Raw genomic sequence first — 19889 nt, 5'->3', positions numbered from 1 at the left:
CGAGATCGACCACTGGTCCGAATTGGGGATCCCGTTTCACCTGCGGCTCATTCGTCGGCCACGGCCCGGACGGTGGTGCCGTCTTCGCTGGTCAGCGTCAGGGTTTCGTGGTCGATCCGGTAGGCGACGCGGCCCTCGAGGAAGCGGAGCATCGCCTTCTCCGCGTCCATGAGTGAGTCTTCGCACATCATTCGGGTGGTGACCGGAGCGCCGAGGGTGATATGTCCGTCGCGGACGGTGGCCCCGGCGTCGACGTGGTTGCAGGGGAGGCGGCCGGAGACGGCGCCCTCCTCCTCGTCGAAGGTGAGGTGGGCGCGGCCCTGCCCGGCGGGGGCGGTGACGGTCCACTCCGTGCCGTACAGGGACGCGTCCTCGGACCGGCTCAGCCGTACGGTGTCGCCGGCGGGGGTGGCGAGGGTCAGGCGGCCGCCCGTCGTGTCGGCGGTGAGGAGGCCGTCGGTGAGGACGCGGCCGAGGGACTTCTCGAAGTCCACGGGCGTCTTCTCGCAGGACTTCTCGGTGAACGCGGCGTCGCTGAGCCGGACGCGCTCGCCGTCGACGTCGGCGCGGGCGCTGAAGGTGTTGCAGCCGGTGCTGCCGGCCGCCTCCCCGTCGTCGTCGATCCGGACCCGTGCGGTGTCCGGCGCCCGGTGGGTGGTGCCGTCGACGGTGACGCTGTCGATGCTCCACCGGACGCCGGTGAAGGGCCGGTCCGCTCCCGCGGAGCCGCCGGCGCCGCCCGCCTTCTCGCTGCCGCAGGCCGTCGCGAGCGGGACGAGCGCGGCGACGGCCACCGCGGTCAGGGTGATGCCGCGCTGCTGCTTCTGCCTGTCCATGCCGTTTCGACGGAGGCTCGCGGGATCCGGTTCCCCTCAGCTCATCAGCGGCAGCAGCCCTCCCAGGTCGGCCCGCTCGCCGCTCGCGCTCACCTTCGCCTCCGCCACGGCGTCCTTCCAGGCCAGCCGCCCGGTCGCGAGCCGGACCCAGGTCAGCGGGTCGGTCTCGACCACGTTGGGCGGGGTGCCGCGGGTGTGCCGGGGGCCCTCGACGCACTGCACGACGGCGTACGGCGGCACCCGCACCTCCGTAGACCCGCCGGGCGCCTTCACCGCGAGCGCGTCGGCGAGCAGCCGGGTCGCGGCGGCCAGTGCCTGCCGGTCGTGGGGGATGCCGAGACCGGGCACGGCGGCGGTCAGGTCGTCGGTGTGGACCACCAGTTCGACGGTGCGGGTGACGAGGTAGTCGTCCAGGGGCAGGGCGCCCGCGTTGGTCTCCAGGAGCCGACTGCCGGGGTGCTTCGCCAGCAGCGCGCGCAGGCTCTCCTCGATGTCGGCGAGGTGGGCGCCGGGGTCGGGGTGGTCCGCGGCGAGCCGCCGGGTGAAGTCGGCGATCGCGGCGGAGTCGCCGGCGGTGGCGAAGGGCCACTCGACGAGCTGGACGTCCTGCCGGGGCGGGGCGGGCAGGTCCACGGCGCGGTGGAGGGCGGTCAGGGCCATCCCGATGTGCGCCACCAGTTCCCGTACGGTCCAGTCGCCCAGGCGGGTGGGCAGTGCGAGCTGCTCGGGGGTGAGGGTGCGCACGGCGTCCCGGACGTGCCCGAGCTGGGCGAACACGGCGGCACGGGTGCGGTCGGGGTCGTAGGTGCGGGCGCGTTTCCTGGCGGGCGGCATGACGGTGAGCTTAGGGCGTGCCGGCCGGATCGTGCCGGGGGCGCGGGAGGCGGGGTCCCGGGGAATCCCGGGCCCGTGACCGGTTCCCCGGGCCGGGAAGCGCCCGCGAGGCCCCGCCCGGACGGATCCGGGCGGGGCCTCGCCGTCGCCGCGTGCCGGCGCCTACGCCAGCAGCGCCGGGATCGTGCCTTCGTGGGCCTCGCGGAGGTCGGCCAGGGGCAGGGTGAACTCGCCCTGGACCTCCACCGCGTCGCCGTCCACCACGCCGATGCGGGTCACCGGCAGACCGCGCGCGCCGCACATGTCGGTGAAGCGGAGCTCCTCCGAACGCGGGACGGCGACGACCGCGCGGCCCGCCGACTCCGAGAACAGGAAGGTGAAGGCGTCGAGCCCGTCCGGGACGACCAGGCGCGCGCCCCTGCCGCCGAGCAGCGCCGACTCCACGACCGCCTGGATCAGACCGCCGTCGGACAGGTCGTGCGCCGAGTCGATCATGCCGTCGCGGGAGGCGGAGATCAGGATCTCGCCGAGCAGCCGCTCGCGCTCCAGGTCGACCTTCGGGGGCAGGCCGCCGAGGTGGTCGTGGATCACCTGGGACCAGGCCGAGCCGCCGAACTCCTCACGCGTGTCGCCGAGGAGGTACAGCAGCTGGCCGTCCTCCTGGAAGGCGACCGGCGTGCGGCGGGCCACGTCGTCGATGACGCCGAGGACCGCGACCACCGGGGTCGGGTGGATGGCGGCCTCGCCCGTCTGGTTGTAGAGCGAGACGTTGCCGCCGGTCACCGGGGTGCCGAGCTGCCGGCATCCGTCGGCCAGGCCGCGCACGGCCTCCGCGAACTGCCACATGACCGCCGGGTCCTCCGGCGAGCCGAAGTTCAGGCAGTCGGAGACCGCGAGGGGCTTCGCACCGGTGGTGGCGACGTTGCGGTACGCCTCCGCCAGCGCCAGCTGCGCGCCCGTGTACGGGTCGAGCTTGGCGTAGCGGCCGTTGCCGTCGGTGGCGATGGCGACGCCGAGGCCGGACTCCTCGTCCACGCGGATCATGCCCGAGTCCTCGGGCTGGGCGAGGACGGTGTTGCCCTGCACGAAGTGGTCGTACTGCTGGGTGATCCACTGCTTGGACGCCTGGTTCGGGGAGGACACCAGCTTCAGGACCTGGTCCTTCAGCTCCTCGCCGGACTGCGGCCGGGGCAGCTTGTTCGCGTCGTCCGCCTGGAGCGCGTCCTGCCACTCGGGGCGGGCGTAGGGGCGCTCGTAGACCGGTCCGTCGTGGGCGACCGTGCGCGGGTCGACGTCGACGATCTTGCCGCCGTGCCAGAAGATCTCCAGGCGGTCGCCGTCGGTCACCTCACCGATGACGGTGGCGATGACGTCCCACTTGTCGCAGATCTCCAGGAAGCGGTCGACCTTGTCGGGCTCGACGACCGCGCACATGCGCTCCTGCGACTCGCTCATGAGGATCTCCTCGGGCGAGAGCGTGGAGTCGCGCAGGGGCACGTCGTCCAGGGTGACGCGCATGCCGCCGGAGCCGTTGGAGGCCAGCTCGCTGGTCGCGCAGGACAGGCCCGCGGCGCCCAGGTCCTGGATGCCGACGACGAGCTTCTCCTGGAACGCCTCCAGGGTGCACTCGATGAGGAGCTTCTCCTGGAAGGGGTCGCCGACCTGGACGGCGGGGCGCTTGGACGGTTTGGCGTCGTCGAAGGTCTCGGAGGCCAGGATCGAGGCGCCGCCGATGCCGTCGCCGCCGGTGCGGGCCCCGTAGAGGATGACCTTGTTGCCCGCGCCGGACGCCTTCGCGAGGTGGATGTCCTCGTGCCGCATGACGCCGATGGCACCGGCGTTGACCAGCGGGTTGCCCTGGTAGCAGGCGTCGAAGACGACCTCGCCGCCGATGTTGGGCAGACCCAGGCAGTTGCCGTAGCCGCCGATGCCGGCGACGACGCCGGGCAGGACGCGCTTGGTGTCGGGGTGGTCGGCCGCGCCGAAGCGCAGCGGGTCCACGACCGCGACCGGGCGGGCGCCCATGGCGATGATGTCGCGGACGATGCCGCCGACACCCGTGGCCGCGCCCTGGTAGGGCTCGACGTACGACGGGTGGTTGTGCGACTCGACCTTGAAGGTGACCGCGTAGCCCTGGCCGACGTCGACCACACCGGCGTTCTCGCCGATGCCGACGAGCAGGGCGTCGTTCTCGGGGGCCTTCTCGCCGAACTGGCGGAGGTGGACCTTGGAGGACTTGTACGAGCAGTGCTCGGACCACATCACGGAGTACATGGCCAGCTCCGCCCCGGTGGGACGGCGGCCGAGGATCTCCACGACCCTCTCGTACTCGTCCTTCTTCAGGCCCAGTTCGGCCCAGGGCAGCTCGACGTCGGGGGTCGCGGCCGCGTGCTCGACCGTGTCCAGAGGCGTCCGGCTCATGCGTTGACCAGCTTCTTGAGGATCGAGGTGAAGAACGGGAGGCCGTCGGTACGGCCGGTGCCGATCAGCGGCTCGACGGCGTGCTCGGGGTGCGGCATCAGGCCGACGACGTTGCCGGCGGCGTTGGTGATGCCGGCGATGTCGTTGAGCGAGCCGTTCGGGTTGACGTCGAGGTAGCGGAAGGCCACCCGGCCCTCCCCCTCCAGCTCGTCCAGCGTCCGCCGGTCGGCGACGTAGCGCCCGTCCATGTTCTTCAGCGGGATGTGGATCTCCTGGCCGGCGCTGTAGTCGCCGGTCCAGGCGGTGTCCGCGTTCTCCACCCGCAGCTTCTGGTCGCGGCAGATGAAGTGCAGGTGGTCGTTGCCGAGCATCCCGCCGGGCAGCAGGTGGGCCTCCGTGAGGATCTGGAAGCCGTTGCAGATGCCGAGCACGGGGAGGCCGGCCCTCGCCTGGTCGATGACGGTGTCCATCACCGGCGAGAAGCGCGCGATGGCGCCGGCGCGCAGGTAGTCGCCGTAGGAGAAACCACCGCACAGCACCACGGCGTCGACCTGCTTGAGGTCCTTGTCCTTGTGCCAGAGCGCCACGGGTTCGGCGCCGGCGACGCGGATCGCGCGCTGCGTGTCCCGGTCGTCGAGGCTGCCGGGGAAAGTGACGACGCCAATACGAGCGGTCACTTCACAGCCCCCGCGACAACGTCCTCGGACTCGACCTTGACGGTGAAGTCCTCGATCACGGTGTTGGCGAGGAAGGATTCCGCAAGATCGTGGATGCGGGCGAGGGCGGCCTCGTCGACCGGCCCGTCAACTTCCAGTTCGAAACGCTTTCCCTGGCGGACGTCCGAGATCCCTTCGAAACCCAGTCGCGGCAGTGCGCGCTGCACCGCCTGGCCCTGGGGGTCGAGGATCTCCGGCTTGAGCATGACGTCGACTACGACGCGTGCCACTGGCACTCCCGGTGTGTGGTGCTGAGCAGGTTCCTTCAGACTACCCGTACAAAATTTCTACGCGCGTAGCCTTGGAGGAAAGTACGTGACCCCTGTCACGGCCGGGCATCGGCGGGAGTCCCGCGCGAAAAGCTTTGGGAAAGATCCCGGATCCGCCGCGGATGCCTATTGCGCGGCGGACACGCGGAGAGATTTAGTCGGGCTTCCCATTGCAATGCCGGGCACTGTACAAATGAAATGTCATTAGCCGATACTTTGCCCAATTACAGGCGAACAGTCGGCATCATCGTGGTGTCCTGGCACGTCATCGCGGAGGTGCCGCACGAAGGGACCGATATTCGTGGCGCAGCGTGTCGTGGTCACTCTCTTCGACGACATCGACGGCTCGGAAGCGGCGGAGACGATCGCCTTCGGGGTCGACGGCCGGATGTATGAGATCGACCTGAACGAAGCCAATGCCCGGAAACTGCGCAAGGCCCTCGAGCCCTACGTGTCGGCGGGCCGGAAGCGCTCGCGGTCCGGGAAGGCGTACCGGCAGACGGAGGTCGCGCCCGATCCGGCGGCCGTCCGGGCCTGGGCCCAGGCGAACAGGATGGACGTGCCCGCGCGGGGCCGGATCCCGAAGAAGGTCTACGAGGCGTTCGCCGAGGCGCAGTGAGCGGTCGCGGCCTGCGGCCGCCCCGGCGGACGGGTGCCCCCGGCACGGCGGCCGGCGGTCCCGCGCGGACCGCCGACGGCCGCTCAGCCGCTCCCCGCGGCAACCGACTTGCGCAGCACCCCGGGTGATCAGCTAAAGTCTGGAGCACGCCGAGGGGCGAGGCCGAAAAGCCCAGCTCACGGAACATGCGGGTGTAGTTCAGTAGTAGAACATCCCCCTTCCAGGGGGAAGGCGCAGTGTGCAATTCCTGTCACCCGCTCTGCATCGCCGTACCGATCACGCAAGTCGATCAGGTAGGCTGGTGCTCGCACCGATCGGTGAAAGCTGGTCGGGGGCAATGCGGACGTAGCTCAGTTGGTAGAGCGCAACCTTGCCAAGGTTGAGGTCGCGAGTTCGAGCCTCGTCGTCCGCTCGGGAATCAGACCCCGGTCCTCCAGGACCGGGGTCTTTTCGTGTCCCGGCTTCCCGGCCGTCGTCTGACATTTGTCATGCCGAGCGGTGACGGCCCGCACTGCCGCGGCGCCCTCGGTACCGGGATGCTCGAGTCATGCGAGCGAACGGACGCGAACACGTGATTGAGGTCACCGCCCTGCGGCGTGTGTACGGGGGCGGGTTCGAGGCGGTGCGCGGGATCGACTTCTCCGTGCGCCGCGGGGAGGTCTTCGCGCTGCTGGGCACCAACGGAGCCGGCAAGACCTCGACGGTCGAACTCCTCGAGGGCCTCGCCGCACCGGCCGGCGGACAGGTGCGCGTCCTCGGGCACGACCCGTACACCGAGCGGGCCGCCGTACGCCCCCGCACCGGCGTGATGCTCCAGGAGGGCGGCTTCCCCTCCGAGCTGACCGTCGCCGAGACCGCGCGGATGTGGGCGGGCTGCGTGAGCGGGGCGCGGCCGCCGGCGGAGGTGCTGGAGCTGGTCGGACTGGAAGCGAAGGCCGGCGTCCGGGTGAAGCAGCTGTCCGGGGGCCAGCGGCGCCGCCTGGACCTGGCGCTCGCCCTGCTCGGCGACCCGGAGGTGCTCTTCCTCGACGAGCCCACCACCGGACTGGACGCCGAAGGCCGCCGGGCCACCTGGGAGTTGGTGAGCGCGCTGCGCGACGGCGGAACGACGGTGCTGCTGACCACGCACTACCTGGAGGAGGCCGAGAACCTCGCCGACCGGCTCGCGATCATGCACGAGGGCCGGATCGCCGCCACCGGCACCCCGGACGAGGTGACCGCCGCGCAGCCCTCACGCATCTCCTTCGAGCTGCCGGAGGGCTACCTCCCGGGAGACCTGCCGCCGCTCGGCGAGCTGGGCGTGAGCGGTCACGAGACCGACGGCCGGCTCGTCCGGCTGCGCACCCGCGAACTGCAGCGCACGGCCACCGGGCTGCTCGTGTGGGCCGAACGGGCCGGGGTGGAACTGCGCCGCCTGGACGTGCGGTCGGCCTCCCTGGAAGAGGCGTTCCTCGGGATCGCGAAGGAGGCGTCCGCGAGGACGGCCGGGACCACGACGACGAAGGAGTACGCGGCATGAGCGCCACGGACACGAAGTCATCCGCGCCGCGCGCCGGAAGGCCGGCGGCCACCACGCCCACGAGCCGGATGACGGCGCTCGCCCGTGCCGAACTCACCCTGCTGCGGCGGAACAAGGGCACCGTCTTCGCCGCCTTGTTCGTGCCGCTGGTGCTGCCGTTCAGCGTGTACTCGGCGTCCGAGGAGATGGATCTCGGCGAGGCCGGACTGACCACCGGCACGCTCGTGCTGCCCGCCGCGATCGGCTTCTCCCTGCTGTTCGCCGTCTACTCGGCCCTCGTCGGCGTCTTCGTCGTCCGGCGCGAGGAACTCGTGCTCAAGCGGTTGCGCACCGGCGAGCTGCGGGACGCGGAGATCCTCGGCGGGTCCGCGATGCCCGCCGTCCTGAGCGGGCTCGTGCAGAGCCTGCTGCTCGCGGCCGGCTGCTTCGCCCTGCTGGACCTGCCCGCCCCGCCCGCGCCCCACCTCGCGGTCGTCGGCCTGCTGCTGGGCCTGGTGATGTGCGCCGCGCTCGCCGCGGTCACCGCGAGCTTCACCCGCACCGGCGAGAGCGCACAGGTGACGCCGCTGCCGCTGACGTTCGTCTCGATGTTCGGCTCCGGCCTGTTCGTTCCGCTGGAACTGCTGCCCGACCGGCTGGCCTCCGTCTGCGAACTGCTGCCGCTGACGCCCGTCGTCACGCTGGTGCGCGGCGGCTGGACCGGCGACCTGCCGGCGTCCGAAGCACTGGGCGCGTTCGCCACGGCGGTGGCCTGGACGGTGGTCGCGGTGTTTGCTGTACGGCGGTGGTTCCGCTGGGAACCGCGACGCTGACGTACGGGCGGACTCGGTCCGGGAAGAGCGAGGTGGGCGGGGAGATGCGCAGGCCGCAGCGCTGGTGGCGGCGGAAGAGCACGCCGGCGAAGGTGGAGACGTACACGCGGTGGTCGTTCCACTTCTTCGGGCTCATCGAGTTCCTCGTGCTGGGGGTGCCGGGCTTCGGCCAGGTCGGGCCGCGGCTCGCGGCCGGGCTGTCCCTGCTGATCGCCGCGCACTCCGGGCTCTGCGCGCTGGTCGCCTCGCGAGCACTGGACTGGACGCGCGGGCTGCGCCCGCAGCCCGTCCGGCTGCTGTGGGCGCTCGCCGCGCTCACCGCGGTGATCGCCGTCGGCGCGATCGGTCTCGCCGAGCGCGGACCGGGCGGACCGGACGTGGAGTCCACGGCGTGGGGGGCCTTCGGGGGCGTGCTGTGCTTCGGCGCGGGCGCGATCACGCTCGGCGTGCACGACCGGCGCCGGGTGGTCGCCGTCGTCGGCGGCTTCGCGTTCGGTGCCGGGGCCGTGTCCTTCCCCCTGGGCATGCCGGGCCTCGGCTCGCTCATGGTGGCGTGCTTCGTGCTGGTGGGCGGCGGCTTCCTCGCCTTCACCTCGATCTTCTCCGTCTGGCTGCTCAACGCGGTCTACACGCTCGACGAGGCCAGGGAGACCCGGGCCCGGCTCGCCGTCGCCGAGGAACGGCTGCGGTTCGGCCGCGACCTGCACGACGTGATGGGGCGGAACCTGGCCGTGATCGCGCTCAAGAGCGAGCTGGCCGTGCAGCTGTCCCGGCGCGGACGGCCCGAGGCGGTGGAGCAGATGATCGAGGTGCAGCGCATCGCGCAGGAGTCGCAGCGGGAGGTCCGCGACGTCGTCCGCGGCTACCGGGAGGCCGACCTGGAGGCCGAACTCGCCGGTGCCCGGGGCGTGCTGGGCGCGGCCGGGATCGACTGCGAGGTACGCGGGGACACGGCCGGGCTGCCCGCCGAGGTGCAGTCGGCGCTGGGCTGGGTGGTGCGGGAGGCGACGACGAACGTGCTGCGGCACGGGGACGCGGGGACGTGTGCCGTGGTGGTGCGGCTGTCGGAGGGACGTGTGGTGCTGACGGTGGAGAACGACGGGGTGCCGGAGGCGGCGGGCTCCCCCGGCGCGCCCGAAGGCGCCGGCGCCTCCGGCGGTTCCGGCCTGGCGGGGCTGCGGGAACGGCTGTCCGCCGTGGACGGCACGCTGGAGGCCGGGCCCGTCGGCAGGGGCGTGTTCCGGCTCACGGCCGAGGTGCCGCTGCCCCTGGCCGTCGGCACCGTGCTGGAGGTGGCGTCGTGACGGGCCCCGTACGCGTCCTGCTCGCCGACGACGAGCACCTGATCCGCGGTGCGCTGGCCGCCCTGCTCTCCCTGGAGGACGACCTCCTGGTGGTCGCCGAGGCCGCCACCGGTCCGGAGGCCCTGGCGATGGCGCGGGCGCACGCACCGGACGTGGCCGTACTGGACCTCCAGATGCCCGGCGCGGACGGTGTGAAGGTCGCCACATCCCTGCGCGCCGAGCTGCCCGGCTGCAGGGTGCTGATCGTGACCGGTCACGGGCGGCCCGGGCATCTGAAACGGGCGCTCGCGGCGGGTGTGCGCGGATTCGTCCCCAAGACGGTCAGCGCCCAGCGGCTCGCCGAGCTGATCCGCACCGTGCACGCCGGAAACCGGTACGTCGACCCGGAGTTGGCGGCGGACGCGATCTCCGCCGGGGACTCGCCGCTGACCGCGCGGGAGGCCGAGGTGCTGGAGCACGCGGCCGACGGGGCACCCGTCGCGGAGATCGCCGAGCGGGCCGCGCTCGCCGAGGGGACGGTGCGGAACTACCTGTCGTCGGCCACCACGAAGCTCGGCGCGGAGAACCGGCACGCGGCGGTGCGCCTCGCACGGGAGCGGGGTTGGGTATAGTGGCTCACGCACCACGGCGAAGCCCGCGGCGCAGGCGAACGTAGCTCAGTTGGTAGAGCGCAACCTTGCCAAGGTTGAGGTCGCGAGTTCGAACCTCGTCGTTCGCTCCACATGAGGAAGCCCCCGGTCACGACCGGGGGCTTCCTCGTGTCTCCGCGTCCTACCAGCGCACGCCCGTCAGGCGCTCGTACGCCTCGACGTACTTGGCGCGGGTCGCCTCCACGACCTGCTGCGGCAGTGCCGGCGGGGGCTGCTCGCCCGTGCGGTCCCAGCCGGACTCCGCCGAGGTCAGCCAGTCCCGCACGAACTGCTTGTCGTACGACGGCTGCGCGCGGCCCGGCTGCCACTGGTCGGCGGGCCAGAAGCGGGAGGAGTCCGGGGTGAGGACCTCGTCGGCGAGGACGAGGTCCTCACCCTCGAAGCCGAACTCGAACTTGGTGTCGGCCAGGATGATCCCGCGCTCGCGGGCGATGTCCCGGGCGCGGGAGTAGACGGCCAGGGTGGCCTGGCGCAGGCGGGCCGCGGTGTCCGCGCCGGTCCGGCGGGCGACCTCCTCGTAGGAGACGTTCTCGTCGTGCTCGCCGACCTCGGCCTTGGTGGCCGGGGTGAAGATCGGGGCGGGCAGCTCCGAGCCGTCGACGAGGCCCTCGGGCAGGGCGAGGCCGCAGACGGTACGGGACTGCCGGTACTCGGCCAGGCCCGAGCCGGTGAGGTAGCCGCGGGCCACGCACTCCACGGGGACCATCCGCAGCGACTTGCAGACCAGGGTGCGGCCCTGCCAGTCGGCGGGGGCGCCCTCGGGCAGCTCGGTGCTCAGGACGTGGTTCGGGGCCAGGTCGGCGAGCTGGTCGAACCACCACAGGGAGAGCTGGGTGAGCACCCGGCCCTTGTCGGGGATCTCGGTGGGCAGCACCCAGTCGTAGGCGGACATGCGGTCGCTGGCGACCATCACGAGGTCGCCCGCCTCGTTCTGGTACAGGTCGCGCACCTTGCCGGTGTGCAGATGCACCAGGCCCGGAACCTCCAGCGGCTCGGGCTTTTCGACGAATCCGGACACGGTTCCTCCCCGTGGTTCTGTCCAAGTACGTCGATTCTCCCGTACGCGGCGACCGGCCTCCGTGCGGGGTGGCCGCGGACGGGGTCAGTCGCGTTTGCAGATGCGGTCCAGGAGATTGGCGGTGGCCCGCTGGACGCGCGGGTCGACGTGGCCGGGGCGGTCCAGGGCCGGGGACCAGGCGAACGTCCCGGACGCGAAGACCCAGGCGCCGGACGGCGCCCGGTACAGGGACGTCTCCTGGTGTCGCCGGGCGCCGTGGACGTCGGTGTACGGGGAGTGGGCGAGCAGGACCCGCTCGTCGTGCGCGGGGAGCGGGGTGCGCGGGAAGTAGCGGTCGGCCTCGCCCGCGACCAGGTCCTCGATCTCGTCGCCCTCCTGGGCGCCGGTGGCCTCCCAGAGCCAGTGGCCGGCGTTGCGGACGACCATCGGGTGCGGTTCGGGGACGCGGCCGGCGTACTGGATGCCGAGCAGCTGCTGCTCGGCGCGGTCGATCTCCCGCCACAGCACCGGCCGGCCGGGGCCCTGGCGCTTGCGGCAGGTCAGCAGGCGGTCGGGGACGCCGGAGGGGGAGGGCGCCAGCTCCACCTGCCAGTACATGGTGTTGGCGGACAGGAAGACCAGGGACGTGCCGTGGTCGCGGGCCCGCTCGGTGGTGCGGCGCATGGCCGCGGACCAGTACTCGTCGTGGCCCGGGAAGACCAGGCCCCGGTAGCGGGTCGGGTCGACGCGGCCGGAGTGCAGGTCGCGGGCGTCGGCGTAGGCGAGGTCGTAGCCGTAGCGCTCGGCGAAGCGGATGAAGTCGTAGGCGTGGCCGACGTGCAGGGGCAGGCCCGCGCCCGCGTAGGGGCGGTCGAAGGAGACGGTCGTCGCGGCGTCCGCCTCGCCGAGCAGCCTGCCCTCCTCGTCCCAGGCGTGGTAGAGGCTGGCGCCGGTACGGCCGTCCTCCGGGTAGAGGTTGTACGCCTGCCAGGTGATGTCCGGCAGGAGCAGCAGGAGGTCGGCCGGGTGGTCGTCGCGGACCGTGAAGGGGACGTGGGAGCGGTAGCCGTCGGCGGTGGTGAGGACGGCGACGTACGCGCCGATGTTCCAGTACGACGGGATCTGCAGCCGCCAGGACAGCCACCAGTGGTGGCAGGAGACCGTGCGGTCGGCGGTGAGCGGCGCGGGCTGGACGATGCCGGACAGGCGGGGGCTGGTGGTGATCTTGGTGGCGCCGTCACCGCCGTAGTGGCCGATCCGGTAGACGTCGACGCCGAACTCCTGCGGCGGGTCGACGGTGACGTGGAAGTCGATGGCCTCGCCGGGCGCCACGGCCCCGGTGGCGGTGAAGCCCTTGATCTGGCGGCGGACGTCGTCGGCGGCGCGGGGGCCGCCGGTGTCGGAGCGCCGCCCGGGTCCCCGCCGGCCCGTCCCGGTCCCGGCCGGGTCCGGCTCGGGGTCCACGTACCAGGGGACGACCTGGCCGGTGTCGCCGAAGTAGGACTCACCGCCGCGCAGCCAGGGCACGGGTCCCTGGCCGAAAGGATCCGTCACGGCGTGTGCGAGTGCTCCCGACTCCCAGCGGCGGATGTGCTCGGGCCCCATGGGACCACCCCCTCCCTCGTGTCCCCGTGGTCGTGCGTATGACGAACGCCTTTGCCATGTGCGCGATCGGTCCCAGCACATCACATGTGGCGCGCGTGCTGTCACTGTTCGTCGCGAAGTGACCGAAAGTGGAACGGAAGGATCCGAATCCGGGGGGCCCGGTCCGACGCCCGGCGGACGTCCGGCGGGCCGGGTGGGCTCAGACCAGGCGGACCGGCTTCTCCGCGCGTATGCCGAGCTCCGTCAGCCAGGCGCGCAGGGGGGCCGGGTCGCCGGTCTCGACGAGGCTGCGGACGCGGGGGGCCAGATCCGCGGCACGGACGCCGTCGACGAGGAGGGACGGGCCGTCGAGCCAGTCCAGGCCGGGGGTGGCCCCGGCGGTGTCCATCGCGGCGCAGCACACCATCGCCGTGATGTGGTCGGTGAGGACCTCGCGGCCGGTGCGCGGGGGCTGGAGCGGGAGGAGAGGCAGCGCGCGGTCGTCCCAGAGGGCGCTGTCGGGCCCTGCCCGCCCCGCGGCCGCTTTGGACGCGGAGGCCGGGGCCCCGGCCGTACCGGCCTCCTCGCGGGCCAGCTGCGCACTGAGCCCGGCGGCCAGGGCGGCGCCCCGGGGGGTGGCGTCGGCGAGGTCGTCATCGTCGTCGCCCGGGGTGGGGCCGCCGGGTGCGTGGAGGGGGCCGGCGGGGGGCACGGTCCCGGAACCCGTCCCGGTCGGTTCTCCCGCCTCCGCCCCGGGCGCCCCGGGCCGGGGCCCCGCCCCCGCCCCGGGCCGCGTTCCGGCTCCGGCCCCGTGCTCCTCCCGGTCCGCCGGCGGGCCGGGCGGCGCCGGGGCGGGCCGGTCCGTGAGGTGGTCCAGGACGCGGGCCAGGGTGGGGCCGCCGGCGCCCGGGACGGCGTCCTCGGCGGTGCGCCGGACGCCCAGGGTGTCCAGGACGCGGTGGAGGCGGGCGGCGTCCGCGCGCCAGGTCCGGTCGACGACCTCCTCCGGATACTCGTCCCATCCCACCGGCGCCCAGTCCGGCCCGGTCTCCGCCGGTCCCCCGTGGAAGAGGCGCGCGGCGAGCAGCGAGACCGCCTCGTCGATCAGCCCGGGCTCCTCCAGCAGGTCGCAGGCGGGACGCTCGCCCAGGCGCGAGGCGAAGCCCTCGGCCAGGCGGTCCCGGCGGGAGAGTTCCGTGAGCGCCGCGACGACGCCCACGTCCAGCCGGGCGGGCCAGCGGCCCATCCGCCAGGCGGGCAGCGCCACCCGCGTCAGCAGCCGGTCCCAGCCCGCGTACGCCAGCCCGACCTGCTCCTGAGCGACGATCCGCAGCCCGTAGTCCACGGCCTGGGCGCGCTCGGCGGCCGCCGCCGCGACCCCCCGCTCCATCTCGGCGGCGTGGACGCGGCAGCTGCGCAGCAGCAGCCGGGACACCTGGCCGAGGCCCGCGCACACCACGCGGGACAGCAGGCGGCGGTTCCGCGCCGAGGCCACCGCCGCCGCGGCGTCCAGGCCCCGTATGAAGCGCCGGGCGGCGGCTATGTCGGGGTGCGCGGACGGTCCCGTGCCGGCGACGACGGGGGCGAGGACCGCGCGCAGCTCGCCCACGCGCATCCACCACAGGAAGGGCGAGCCGATGACGAGGACGGGCGCGGCGGGGCCGCGGCGGGGGCCGGGTCCGCCCGGACCGGCCACGTCCCCGTGCCGCTCCCCGGGCGGCGGACCGTGGGCGGGGTGGGTGCGGTCCTCCAGCCAGCTGTCGCAGTCCGGCGTGAGCGCTATCGCGGACGGGGCGGGCACCTCGAGCCGGTCCGCGAGGTCGCGCACCATCCGGTAGAGGTCCGGCGCCGCCCCCTCGGCGACCGGGACCGTCGGGGTCATGGCGGGCCGGGCGCGGGCGACGACCAGGGCGACCCCCGCGGCGGCCGACAGCACGAGGAGCGCGAGCGCGGACACGGTCCAGCGGGCGGCGTCCCAGCCCGCGCCCACGAGGTGGCCGGTCCGGCCGCCCGCGAGCAGGATCACGGCGGCGGCAGCGGGCAGCAGGGCGACGGCCAGCGCCCGGCTGCGGACGCGCAGCACGGCCAGCGCCCGGGAACGCGCGGCCTGCGCGCCCGCCTCCACACCACCGATACCGGTCACGACCGGACCTCACCCCCTCCTCGCCGCCCGGGGACTGCGCTCTCGCTGTTGCTCACTCCCCCACTGTGGCACCCGCCGCTGACATCGCAATGCCGGTGGGCCAAGTGCCGGAACGCTTGCGCGGCACCCTAGTTGGGGCCTCGGCGCCCGTCAGCCGTATGGCGCATCGGTCACTCGATGGAATGGCTTTGGGGAAAGGTGGATGACGGACAGCAAGGATCAGGCCCCGGCTCCTGAGAAGGAGCCGGGGCCTGTCGGAACGGGTGCGGAGCGCGCGCTCCCGGGGGCGGTCAGGCCCCCGTCGCGCCCTGCGCCGCCGCGTCCGCGGCCGCCTTCGCCGCGATGTCCGTACGGTGCTGGGAACCGTCGAGGCCGATGCGGGCGACGGCCCGGTAGGCACGGTCGCGGGCCTCGGTGAGGTCCGCGCCGGTGGCCGTGACGGACAGGACGCGACCGCCGGCGCTGACGACGGCGTCGCCCTCGCGCCGGGTGCCGGCGTGCAGGACGTAGGCGTGCGGGGCGTCCTCGGCGGCCACCTCGTCGAGGCCGGTGATCGGGTCGCCGGTGCGCGGGGTGCCGGGGTAGTTGTGGGAGGCGACGACCACGGTGACGGCCGCCTCCGCGCTCCAGCGCAGGGGCTCGAGGTCGGCGAGGTTGCCGGTGGCGGCGGCCATCAGCAGACCGGCGAGCGGGGTCTTCAGGCGGGCCAGCACGACCTGGGTCTCGGGGTCGCCGAAGCGGGCGTTGAACTCGATCACGCGGACGCCGCGCGAGGTGATCGCCAGGCCGGCGTACAGGAGGCCGGAGAACGGGGTGCCGCGGCGGCGCATCTCGTCCACGGTCGGCTGGAGCACGCTCTCCACGACCTCGTCGACGAGCTTGGGGTCGGCCCACGGCAGCGGCGAGTACGCGCCCATGCCGCCGGTGTTCGGGCCCTCGTCGCCGTCGAGGGCGCGCTTGAAGTCCTGGGCGGGCTGGAGCGGGCGCACGTTCTCGCCGTCGGTGACGGCGAAGAGGGACACCTCGGGGCCGTCGAGGTACTCCTCGACGACCACGCGCTCGCAGGCGTTCGCGTGCGCCCGGGCCGCCTCGATGTCGTCGGTGACGACGACGCCCTTGCCGGCGGCGAGCCCGTCGTCCTTGACGACGTACGGGGCGCCGAAGGCGTCGAGGGCCGCGTCGACCTCGGCCGGGGTCGTGCAGACGTACGAACGGGCCGTGGGCACCCCGGCGCCGGCCATCACGTCCTTCGCGAAGGCCTTGGAGCCCTCGAGCCGTGCGGCCTGCCCGGAGGGGCCGAAGACCGGGATGCCCGCCTCGCGCACGGCGTCGGCGACCCCGGCGACGAGGGGCGCCTCGGGACCGACCACGACCAGGTCGGCGCCGAGCCCGGTGGCCAGTGCCGTCACGGCCGCGCCGTCGAGGGCGTCGACCTGGTGCAGTTCGGCGACCTCGGCGATGCCGGCGTTGCCGGGTGCGCAGTGCAGCGCGGTGACGTCGGGGTCGAGGGACAGGGAACGGCACAGGGCGTGTTCGCGGGCGCCGCCGCCGATGACAAGGACCTTCACGGGGGTCAGCCTAATGGGAACGGGCCCGGACGCTTTGTGCGGGCTTCCGAGGGCGCGGACGGGGGCGGCTTGTGGTTTCCTCCAGCCGGCGCCGTCGCAGGGCCGTGCCCGGGCGGCGGCCGGCGCCTACTCGTGCGCGATCTCCTCCACCACCGTCGCCCCCAGCTCCCGTACGAGCAGTTCCTTCCCGGAGAGGGCCGATTCGTCGAGGTCCGGGTCGTCGTCCTCCGGGATGTCGTCCTCCGGCGAGACCGGGGGCGGCGGCTCGTGCGCCGCGGGCCGGGAAGCGGGGCCGGCCGCCGGGGCGGACGCCGGAGCCGCCGGACCGTAGGCGGGAGAACCGGAGCCCTGGGACGGCGGGCCCGCGGGTGCCGGTGCCGCCGGCCGCTGAGCGGGCGCGCCGCCGCCCGGTCCCCCGTGGCCGGCGCCGGACGGGCCGCCGTAGCCGCCGGGCGGGCCGGCGTGGGGCGGGGGCGCCGAACCGCCGGAGGGGTCGACGACCGCGTCGACCTTCCACTGCACGTTGAACTGCTCGGCGAGGGCCTGCCGCAGCACGTCCTCGCTGCCGCTGCTCAGGAAGTTGTCGCGGGCTCCGGCGTTGACGAAGCCGATCTGGAGGGTGGTGCCGTCGAAGCCGGTCACCTGGGCGTTCTGGCTGAGCAGGATCCAGGTGAACCGGCGGCGGTTCTTGACCGCCTCCAGGATGTTGGGCCACAGCGAGCGCGGGTCGGGCCCGCCGCCCGGGGACGGCGGTGGGGCGGCGGGCGGCACGGCGGCGGCCGGGGCGGGGGCGGCCGGGGGCCGGGGCGGAGCGGCCGGCGCCTGGGGCTGCCCGCCGCCCGTCGGCGCTGCCGTGGGCCATCCTCCGGGCCGCCGCCCGCCGCCCGCGGGAGCCGCGGTGGGCCAGGCGCCGGGCGCGGGGACCGGGGCGGGTGCGGCGGGCGCCGGAGCGGCCGTCGGCGTGGGAGCGGAGGCGGGGGCGGGAGCAGGGGTGGGAGCAGGGGTGGGAGCGGAGGCGGGGCCGGTGCCCGGCCCCGGGGCCGCGCCCTCCCCGGCCGCCGCGCCCTGGCCGCCGACGCCGACGCCGGCGCCCCGGACCGCCGCCCGGGCCGCGGCCGGGCCGCCGCCCGGCGGGACCGGCGCGGCGGCCGCGGGACTCGCGGCACCGGGGACGCCGGTGTGCGCCTCGGGACCGGGCACGTACCCCATGGCGGGCGCCCCCGCCCCCGCCGAGAACTGCACCCCGCGCTCGATCCGGTCCAGCCGGGCCATCACCGACCGCTCGTCGCCGTACGCGGCGGGCAGCAGCACGCGCGCGCAGATCAGCTCCAGCTGGAGGCGGGGCGAGTGGGCGCCGCGCATCTCGGTGAGGCCCTCGTTGACCAGGTCGGCGGCGCGGCTCAGTTCGGCCGCGCCGAAGGACCGCGCCTGGGCCTGCATCCGCTCGAGGACGTCGGCGGGGGCGTCGATGAGCCCCTTCTCCGCGGCGTCGGGCACGGCGGCGAGGATGACGAGGTCGCGGAGGCGCTCCAGCAGGTCGGTGACGAAGCGCCGCGGGTCGTTGCCGCCCTCGATCACGTGGTCGACGACCTCGAAGGCGGCGGAGCCGTCCCCCGTGGCGAACGCCTCGACGACGGAGTCGAGCAGCGAGCCGTCCGTGTAGCCGAGGAGGGCGGTCGTCATGTCGTACGTCACACCGTCGGGTCCGGCGCCCGCGAGGAGCTGGTCCATGACGGACATGGAGTCACGCACGGAACCGGCACCCGCCCGCACGACCAGCGGCAGCACGCCGTCCTCGACGGGGATGTCCTCCTTGGCGCACACCTCGGCGAGGTAGTCGCGCAGGGTGCCGGGCGGCACGAGCCGGAACGGGTAGTGATGGGTCCGCGACCGGATGGTCCCGATGACCTTCTCGGGCTCGGTGGTCGCGAAGATGAACTTCAGGTGCTCCGGAGGCTCCTCGACGACCTTCAGCAGGGCGTTGAAGCCCTGCGGGGAGACCATGTGGGCCTCGTCGATGATGTAGATCTTGTACCGGCTGTGGGCGGGCCCGAAGAAGGCCTTCTCGCGCAGGTCGCGGGCGTCGTCCACACCACCGTGCGAAGCGGCGTCGATCTCGATGACGTCGATCGACCCCGGCCCGTTCCTCGCCAGGTCGCGGCAGGACTGGCACTCGCCGCACGGTGTCGGCGTGGGCCCCTGCTCGCAGTTCAGGCACCGGGCCAGGATGCGCGCGCTCGTCGTCTTGCCACACCCGCGCGGACCGCTGAACAGGTACGCGTGGTTGACCCGGTTGTTCCGCAGCGCCTGCTGCAGCGGGTCGGTGACATGCCCCTGCCCGATGACCTCGGCGAAGGACTCCGGGCGGTAACGGCGGTAGAGCGCGAGAGACGACACGCATACGAGGTTATAGGCGCCCACCGACAACCGGACCGCCCCGCGAACGCAAGCGCCCCCCACGCACCCGCCAGAGCCGACCTACCCTTGCTGCCTTCCGGCCCTGGGGGAGTTCAGTCAGATAGCGCCGCGTGAGGGGCTGGGCCACACGTTACCCGATGCGGGCCCCCGAGAACGAGTTCGCGAGCACTCTCCGGCGTCATGTAATGTTTGCCGCGGAGGATTCGCCTAGAGGCCTAGGGCGCACGCTTGGAAAGCGTGTTGGGGGCAACCCCTCACGAGTTCGAATCTCGTATCCTCCGCCAGTGCCTCACCGGGCACTAACGTCGAAGGGCCCCCTGGAAACAGGGGGCCCTTCGACGTTGCCGCCGCCCCAGCGGGTCGCGGCTGCTCGTGTCCTGCGTCACGCGGGAGCCGCCCAGGAGTTACCGGACCCGGTAGACCCGCCCCGTCTGCGCGCCCTCGATCGAGCGGACGTACGCCGTGGCCGCCCTGGCCGCCGGGACCGCCTCTGTGCCGGGGAAGAAGGGACCGTAGGAGGGGAGGGACTCCTCGGCCACCGCCGGGCTCACCGCGTTGATCCGCTGGGGCGGGAGTTCGATCGCGGCGGCGCGCACGAAGGCCTCCACCGCGCCGTTCGCCGCGGACGCCGCGGCCCCCGCCACGACCGGTTCCTCGGTGAGGATCCCGCTGACGAGGGTGAACGAGCCGTTCGGGGCGATGTGCCGGGCGCCCTGGCGGACCAGCTCCACCTGGCTCAGCGCCTTGCCCCGGAGCGTCGCCGCGAAGTCGTCGGCGGTCAGCTCGCCCAGCGGGGCGAACACGGCGTCGCCCGCCGCGACGGCCACCGCGTCCAGCGCGCCCGCCTCCGCGTACAGCCGGGCCACCGCCTCGGGTTCGGTGACGTCGGCCACCAGGTCACCGCCCGAGCGGCCTACGCCGATCACCTCGTGCCCGCGTTCCGCGAGCGCCTCGCGCACCGCGCCGCCGAGCGTGCCGCCCGCGCCGACCAGAAGAATCCTCATGACCCACCGTCCCCGGCCCGCCGAAGCCGGGCCGAACCGAAACCGAAACCGAAACAAGAAACAGGAAGACAGAAAGAACGCAGAAAGAACGTCGCCGACGACCGGCGAAGCCCGGACGACCGCTCGGCCGCCCGCGCCTTCGACGCTACGGAGCGTTCCGCGGACCCGGAAATGCCTTCTGGTCAGCGTCTATGC

Annotated in this window: 16 protein-coding genes, 4 tRNA genes and 1 other RNA gene; 9 read left to right on the top strand and 12 right to left on the bottom strand. The window is 73.7% G+C overall.

Annotation, left to right across the window (positions count from 1 at the left end):
* Nucleotides 1-47: 47 nt before the first annotated feature.
* The 5 genes from ACZ4V6_RS09235 to purS form a co-directional block, all read right to left on the bottom strand.
* A complete protein-coding gene (locus ACZ4V6_RS09235) occupies nucleotides 48-836 on the bottom strand; it encodes an META domain-containing protein (RefSeq protein WP_467824240.1) in 789 nt (262 codons plus the stop codon).
* Nucleotides 837-872: 36 nt separating this feature from the next.
* On the bottom strand, nucleotides 873-1670 hold the full coding sequence (locus ACZ4V6_RS09230; protein ID WP_467824237.1) for a maleylpyruvate isomerase family mycothiol-dependent enzyme: 798 nt from the start codon (nucleotides 1668-1670) through the stop codon (nucleotides 873-875).
* 162 nt (nucleotides 1671-1832) lie between these two features.
* Complete coding sequence (gene purL / locus ACZ4V6_RS09225; RefSeq protein ID WP_467824234.1) at nucleotides 1833-4091, bottom strand: phosphoribosylformylglycinamidine synthase subunit PurL; 2259 nt, start codon at nucleotides 4089-4091, stop codon at nucleotides 1833-1835.
* Nucleotides 4088-4768, bottom strand: coding sequence for a phosphoribosylformylglycinamidine synthase subunit PurQ (gene purQ / locus ACZ4V6_RS09220; RefSeq protein ID WP_467824232.1), 681 nt, complete (start codon nucleotides 4766-4768; stop codon nucleotides 4088-4090). The genes purL and purQ overlap by 4 nt, the downstream gene beginning before the upstream one ends.
* Nucleotides 4765-5037, bottom strand: a complete 273-nt coding sequence (gene purS / locus ACZ4V6_RS09215) for a phosphoribosylformylglycinamidine synthase subunit PurS (protein WP_467824229.1) — start codon at nucleotides 5035-5037, stop codon at nucleotides 4765-4767. The genes purQ and purS overlap by 4 nt, the downstream gene beginning before the upstream one ends.
* A 340-nt stretch (nucleotides 5038-5377) precedes the next feature.
* Here purS and ACZ4V6_RS09210 point away from each other — a divergent pair, with 340 nt between their 5' ends.
* From ACZ4V6_RS09210 to ACZ4V6_RS09175, 8 genes are all read left to right on the top strand, one after another.
* Nucleotides 5378-5695, top strand: a complete 318-nt coding sequence (locus tag ACZ4V6_RS09210) for an Lsr2 dimerization domain-containing protein (protein WP_127894179.1) — start codon at nucleotides 5378-5380, stop codon at nucleotides 5693-5695.
* Nucleotides 5696-5882: 187 nt separating this feature from the next.
* Nucleotides 5883-5954: transfer RNA gene (locus tag ACZ4V6_RS09205), tRNA-Gly, on the top strand.
* 80 nt (nucleotides 5955-6034) lie between these two features.
* Nucleotides 6035-6107 (top strand) — tRNA-Gly (locus ACZ4V6_RS09200).
* A gap of 135 nt (nucleotides 6108-6242) precedes the next feature.
* Nucleotides 6243-7214: an ABC transporter ATP-binding protein gene (locus ACZ4V6_RS09195; RefSeq protein WP_467824227.1), complete on the top strand. Its 972-nt coding sequence runs from the start codon at nucleotides 6243-6245 to the stop codon at nucleotides 7212-7214.
* Nucleotides 7211-8026, top strand: coding sequence for an ABC transporter permease (locus ACZ4V6_RS09190; RefSeq protein WP_467824224.1), 816 nt, complete (start codon nucleotides 7211-7213; stop codon nucleotides 8024-8026). The genes ACZ4V6_RS09195 and ACZ4V6_RS09190 overlap by 4 nt, the downstream gene beginning before the upstream one ends.
* A 44-nt stretch (nucleotides 8027-8070) precedes the next feature.
* The gene (locus ACZ4V6_RS09185) at nucleotides 8071-9330 is read left to right on the top strand and encodes a sensor histidine kinase (protein ID WP_467824222.1); all 1260 of its coding nucleotides are present in this window, start codon (nucleotides 8071-8073) and stop codon (nucleotides 9328-9330) included.
* Nucleotides 9327-9941: a response regulator gene (locus tag ACZ4V6_RS09180; RefSeq protein ID WP_467824219.1), complete on the top strand. Its 615-nt coding sequence runs from the start codon at nucleotides 9327-9329 to the stop codon at nucleotides 9939-9941. The genes ACZ4V6_RS09185 and ACZ4V6_RS09180 overlap by 4 nt, the downstream gene beginning before the upstream one ends.
* 34 nt (nucleotides 9942-9975) lie before the next feature.
* Nucleotides 9976-10051, top strand: a tRNA-Gly gene (locus tag ACZ4V6_RS09175).
* A gap of 50 nt (nucleotides 10052-10101) precedes the next feature.
* Here ACZ4V6_RS09175 and ACZ4V6_RS09170 read toward each other — a convergent pair.
* The 6 genes from ACZ4V6_RS09170 to ffs form a co-directional block, all read right to left on the bottom strand.
* Nucleotides 10102-10998: a phosphoribosylaminoimidazolesuccinocarboxamide synthase gene (locus ACZ4V6_RS09170; protein ID WP_467824216.1), complete on the bottom strand. Its 897-nt coding sequence runs from the start codon at nucleotides 10996-10998 to the stop codon at nucleotides 10102-10104.
* A gap of 84 nt (nucleotides 10999-11082) precedes the next feature.
* Nucleotides 11083-12582: a N,N-dimethylformamidase beta subunit family domain-containing protein gene (locus ACZ4V6_RS09165; RefSeq protein WP_467824214.1), complete on the bottom strand. Its 1500-nt coding sequence runs from the start codon at nucleotides 12580-12582 to the stop codon at nucleotides 11083-11085.
* 199 nt (nucleotides 12583-12781) lie between these two features.
* Complete coding sequence (locus ACZ4V6_RS09160; protein ID WP_467824211.1) at nucleotides 12782-14704, bottom strand: M48 family metalloprotease; 1923 nt, start codon at nucleotides 14702-14704, stop codon at nucleotides 12782-12784.
* A gap of 290 nt (nucleotides 14705-14994) precedes the next feature.
* On the bottom strand, nucleotides 14995-16272 hold the full coding sequence (gene purD, locus ACZ4V6_RS09155) for a phosphoribosylamine--glycine ligase (protein ID WP_467824209.1): 1278 nt from the start codon (nucleotides 16270-16272) through the stop codon (nucleotides 14995-14997).
* Nucleotides 16273-16398: 126 nt separating this feature from the next.
* The gene (locus ACZ4V6_RS09150; protein ID WP_467824206.1) at nucleotides 16399-18669 is read right to left on the bottom strand and encodes a DNA polymerase III subunit gamma and tau; all 2271 of its coding nucleotides are present in this window, start codon (nucleotides 18667-18669) and stop codon (nucleotides 16399-16401) included.
* Between the two features lie 45 nt (nucleotides 18670-18714).
* Nucleotides 18715-18813, bottom strand: an RNA gene (gene ffs / locus ACZ4V6_RS09145) — signal recognition particle sRNA small type.
* A gap of 73 nt (nucleotides 18814-18886) precedes the next feature.
* On the opposite strand from ffs, the gene ACZ4V6_RS09140 reads away from it, so the two are divergent.
* A tRNA-Ser gene (locus tag ACZ4V6_RS09140) sits at nucleotides 18887-18974 on the top strand.
* Between the two features lie 120 nt (nucleotides 18975-19094).
* On the opposite strand, the gene ACZ4V6_RS09135 is transcribed toward ACZ4V6_RS09140, so the two are convergent.
* Nucleotides 19095-19694, bottom strand: a complete 600-nt coding sequence (locus ACZ4V6_RS09135) for a short chain dehydrogenase (protein WP_467824204.1) — start codon at nucleotides 19692-19694, stop codon at nucleotides 19095-19097.
* Nucleotides 19695-19889: the final 195 nt, after the last annotated feature.

It is taken from the genome of Streptomyces sp. NPDC029152 (genome assembly GCF_055564355.1).
This window is presented reverse-complemented; position numbering and strand designations above follow the sequence as displayed.

Excerpts from the sequence above, each read along its gene's own strand:
- ACZ4V6_RS09190 (WP_467824224.1), top strand. The coding sequence starts at position 7,211 with ATGAGCGCCACGGACACGAAGTCATCCGCGCCGCGCGCCGGAAGGCCG.
- ACZ4V6_RS09230 (WP_467824237.1), bottom strand. The coding sequence starts at position 1,670 with ATGCCGCCCGCCAGGAAACGCGCCCGCACCTACGACCCCGACCGCACC.
- purL (WP_467824234.1), bottom strand. The coding sequence starts at position 4,091 with ATGAGCCGGACGCCTCTGGACACGGTCGAGCACGCGGCCGCGACCCCC.
- ACZ4V6_RS09135 (WP_467824204.1), bottom strand. The coding sequence starts at position 19,694 with ATGAGGATTCTTCTGGTCGGCGCGGGCGGCACGCTCGGCGGCGCGGTG.
- ACZ4V6_RS09235 (WP_467824240.1), bottom strand. The coding sequence starts at position 836 with ATGGACAGGCAGAAGCAGCAGCGCGGCATCACCCTGACCGCGGTGGCC.
- ACZ4V6_RS09165 (WP_467824214.1), bottom strand. The coding sequence starts at position 12,582 with ATGGGGCCCGAGCACATCCGCCGCTGGGAGTCGGGAGCACTCGCACAC.
- ACZ4V6_RS09195 (WP_467824227.1), top strand. The coding sequence starts at position 6,243 with ATGCGAGCGAACGGACGCGAACACGTGATTGAGGTCACCGCCCTGCGG.
- ACZ4V6_RS09185 (WP_467824222.1), top strand. The coding sequence starts at position 8,071 with ATGCGCAGGCCGCAGCGCTGGTGGCGGCGGAAGAGCACGCCGGCGAAG.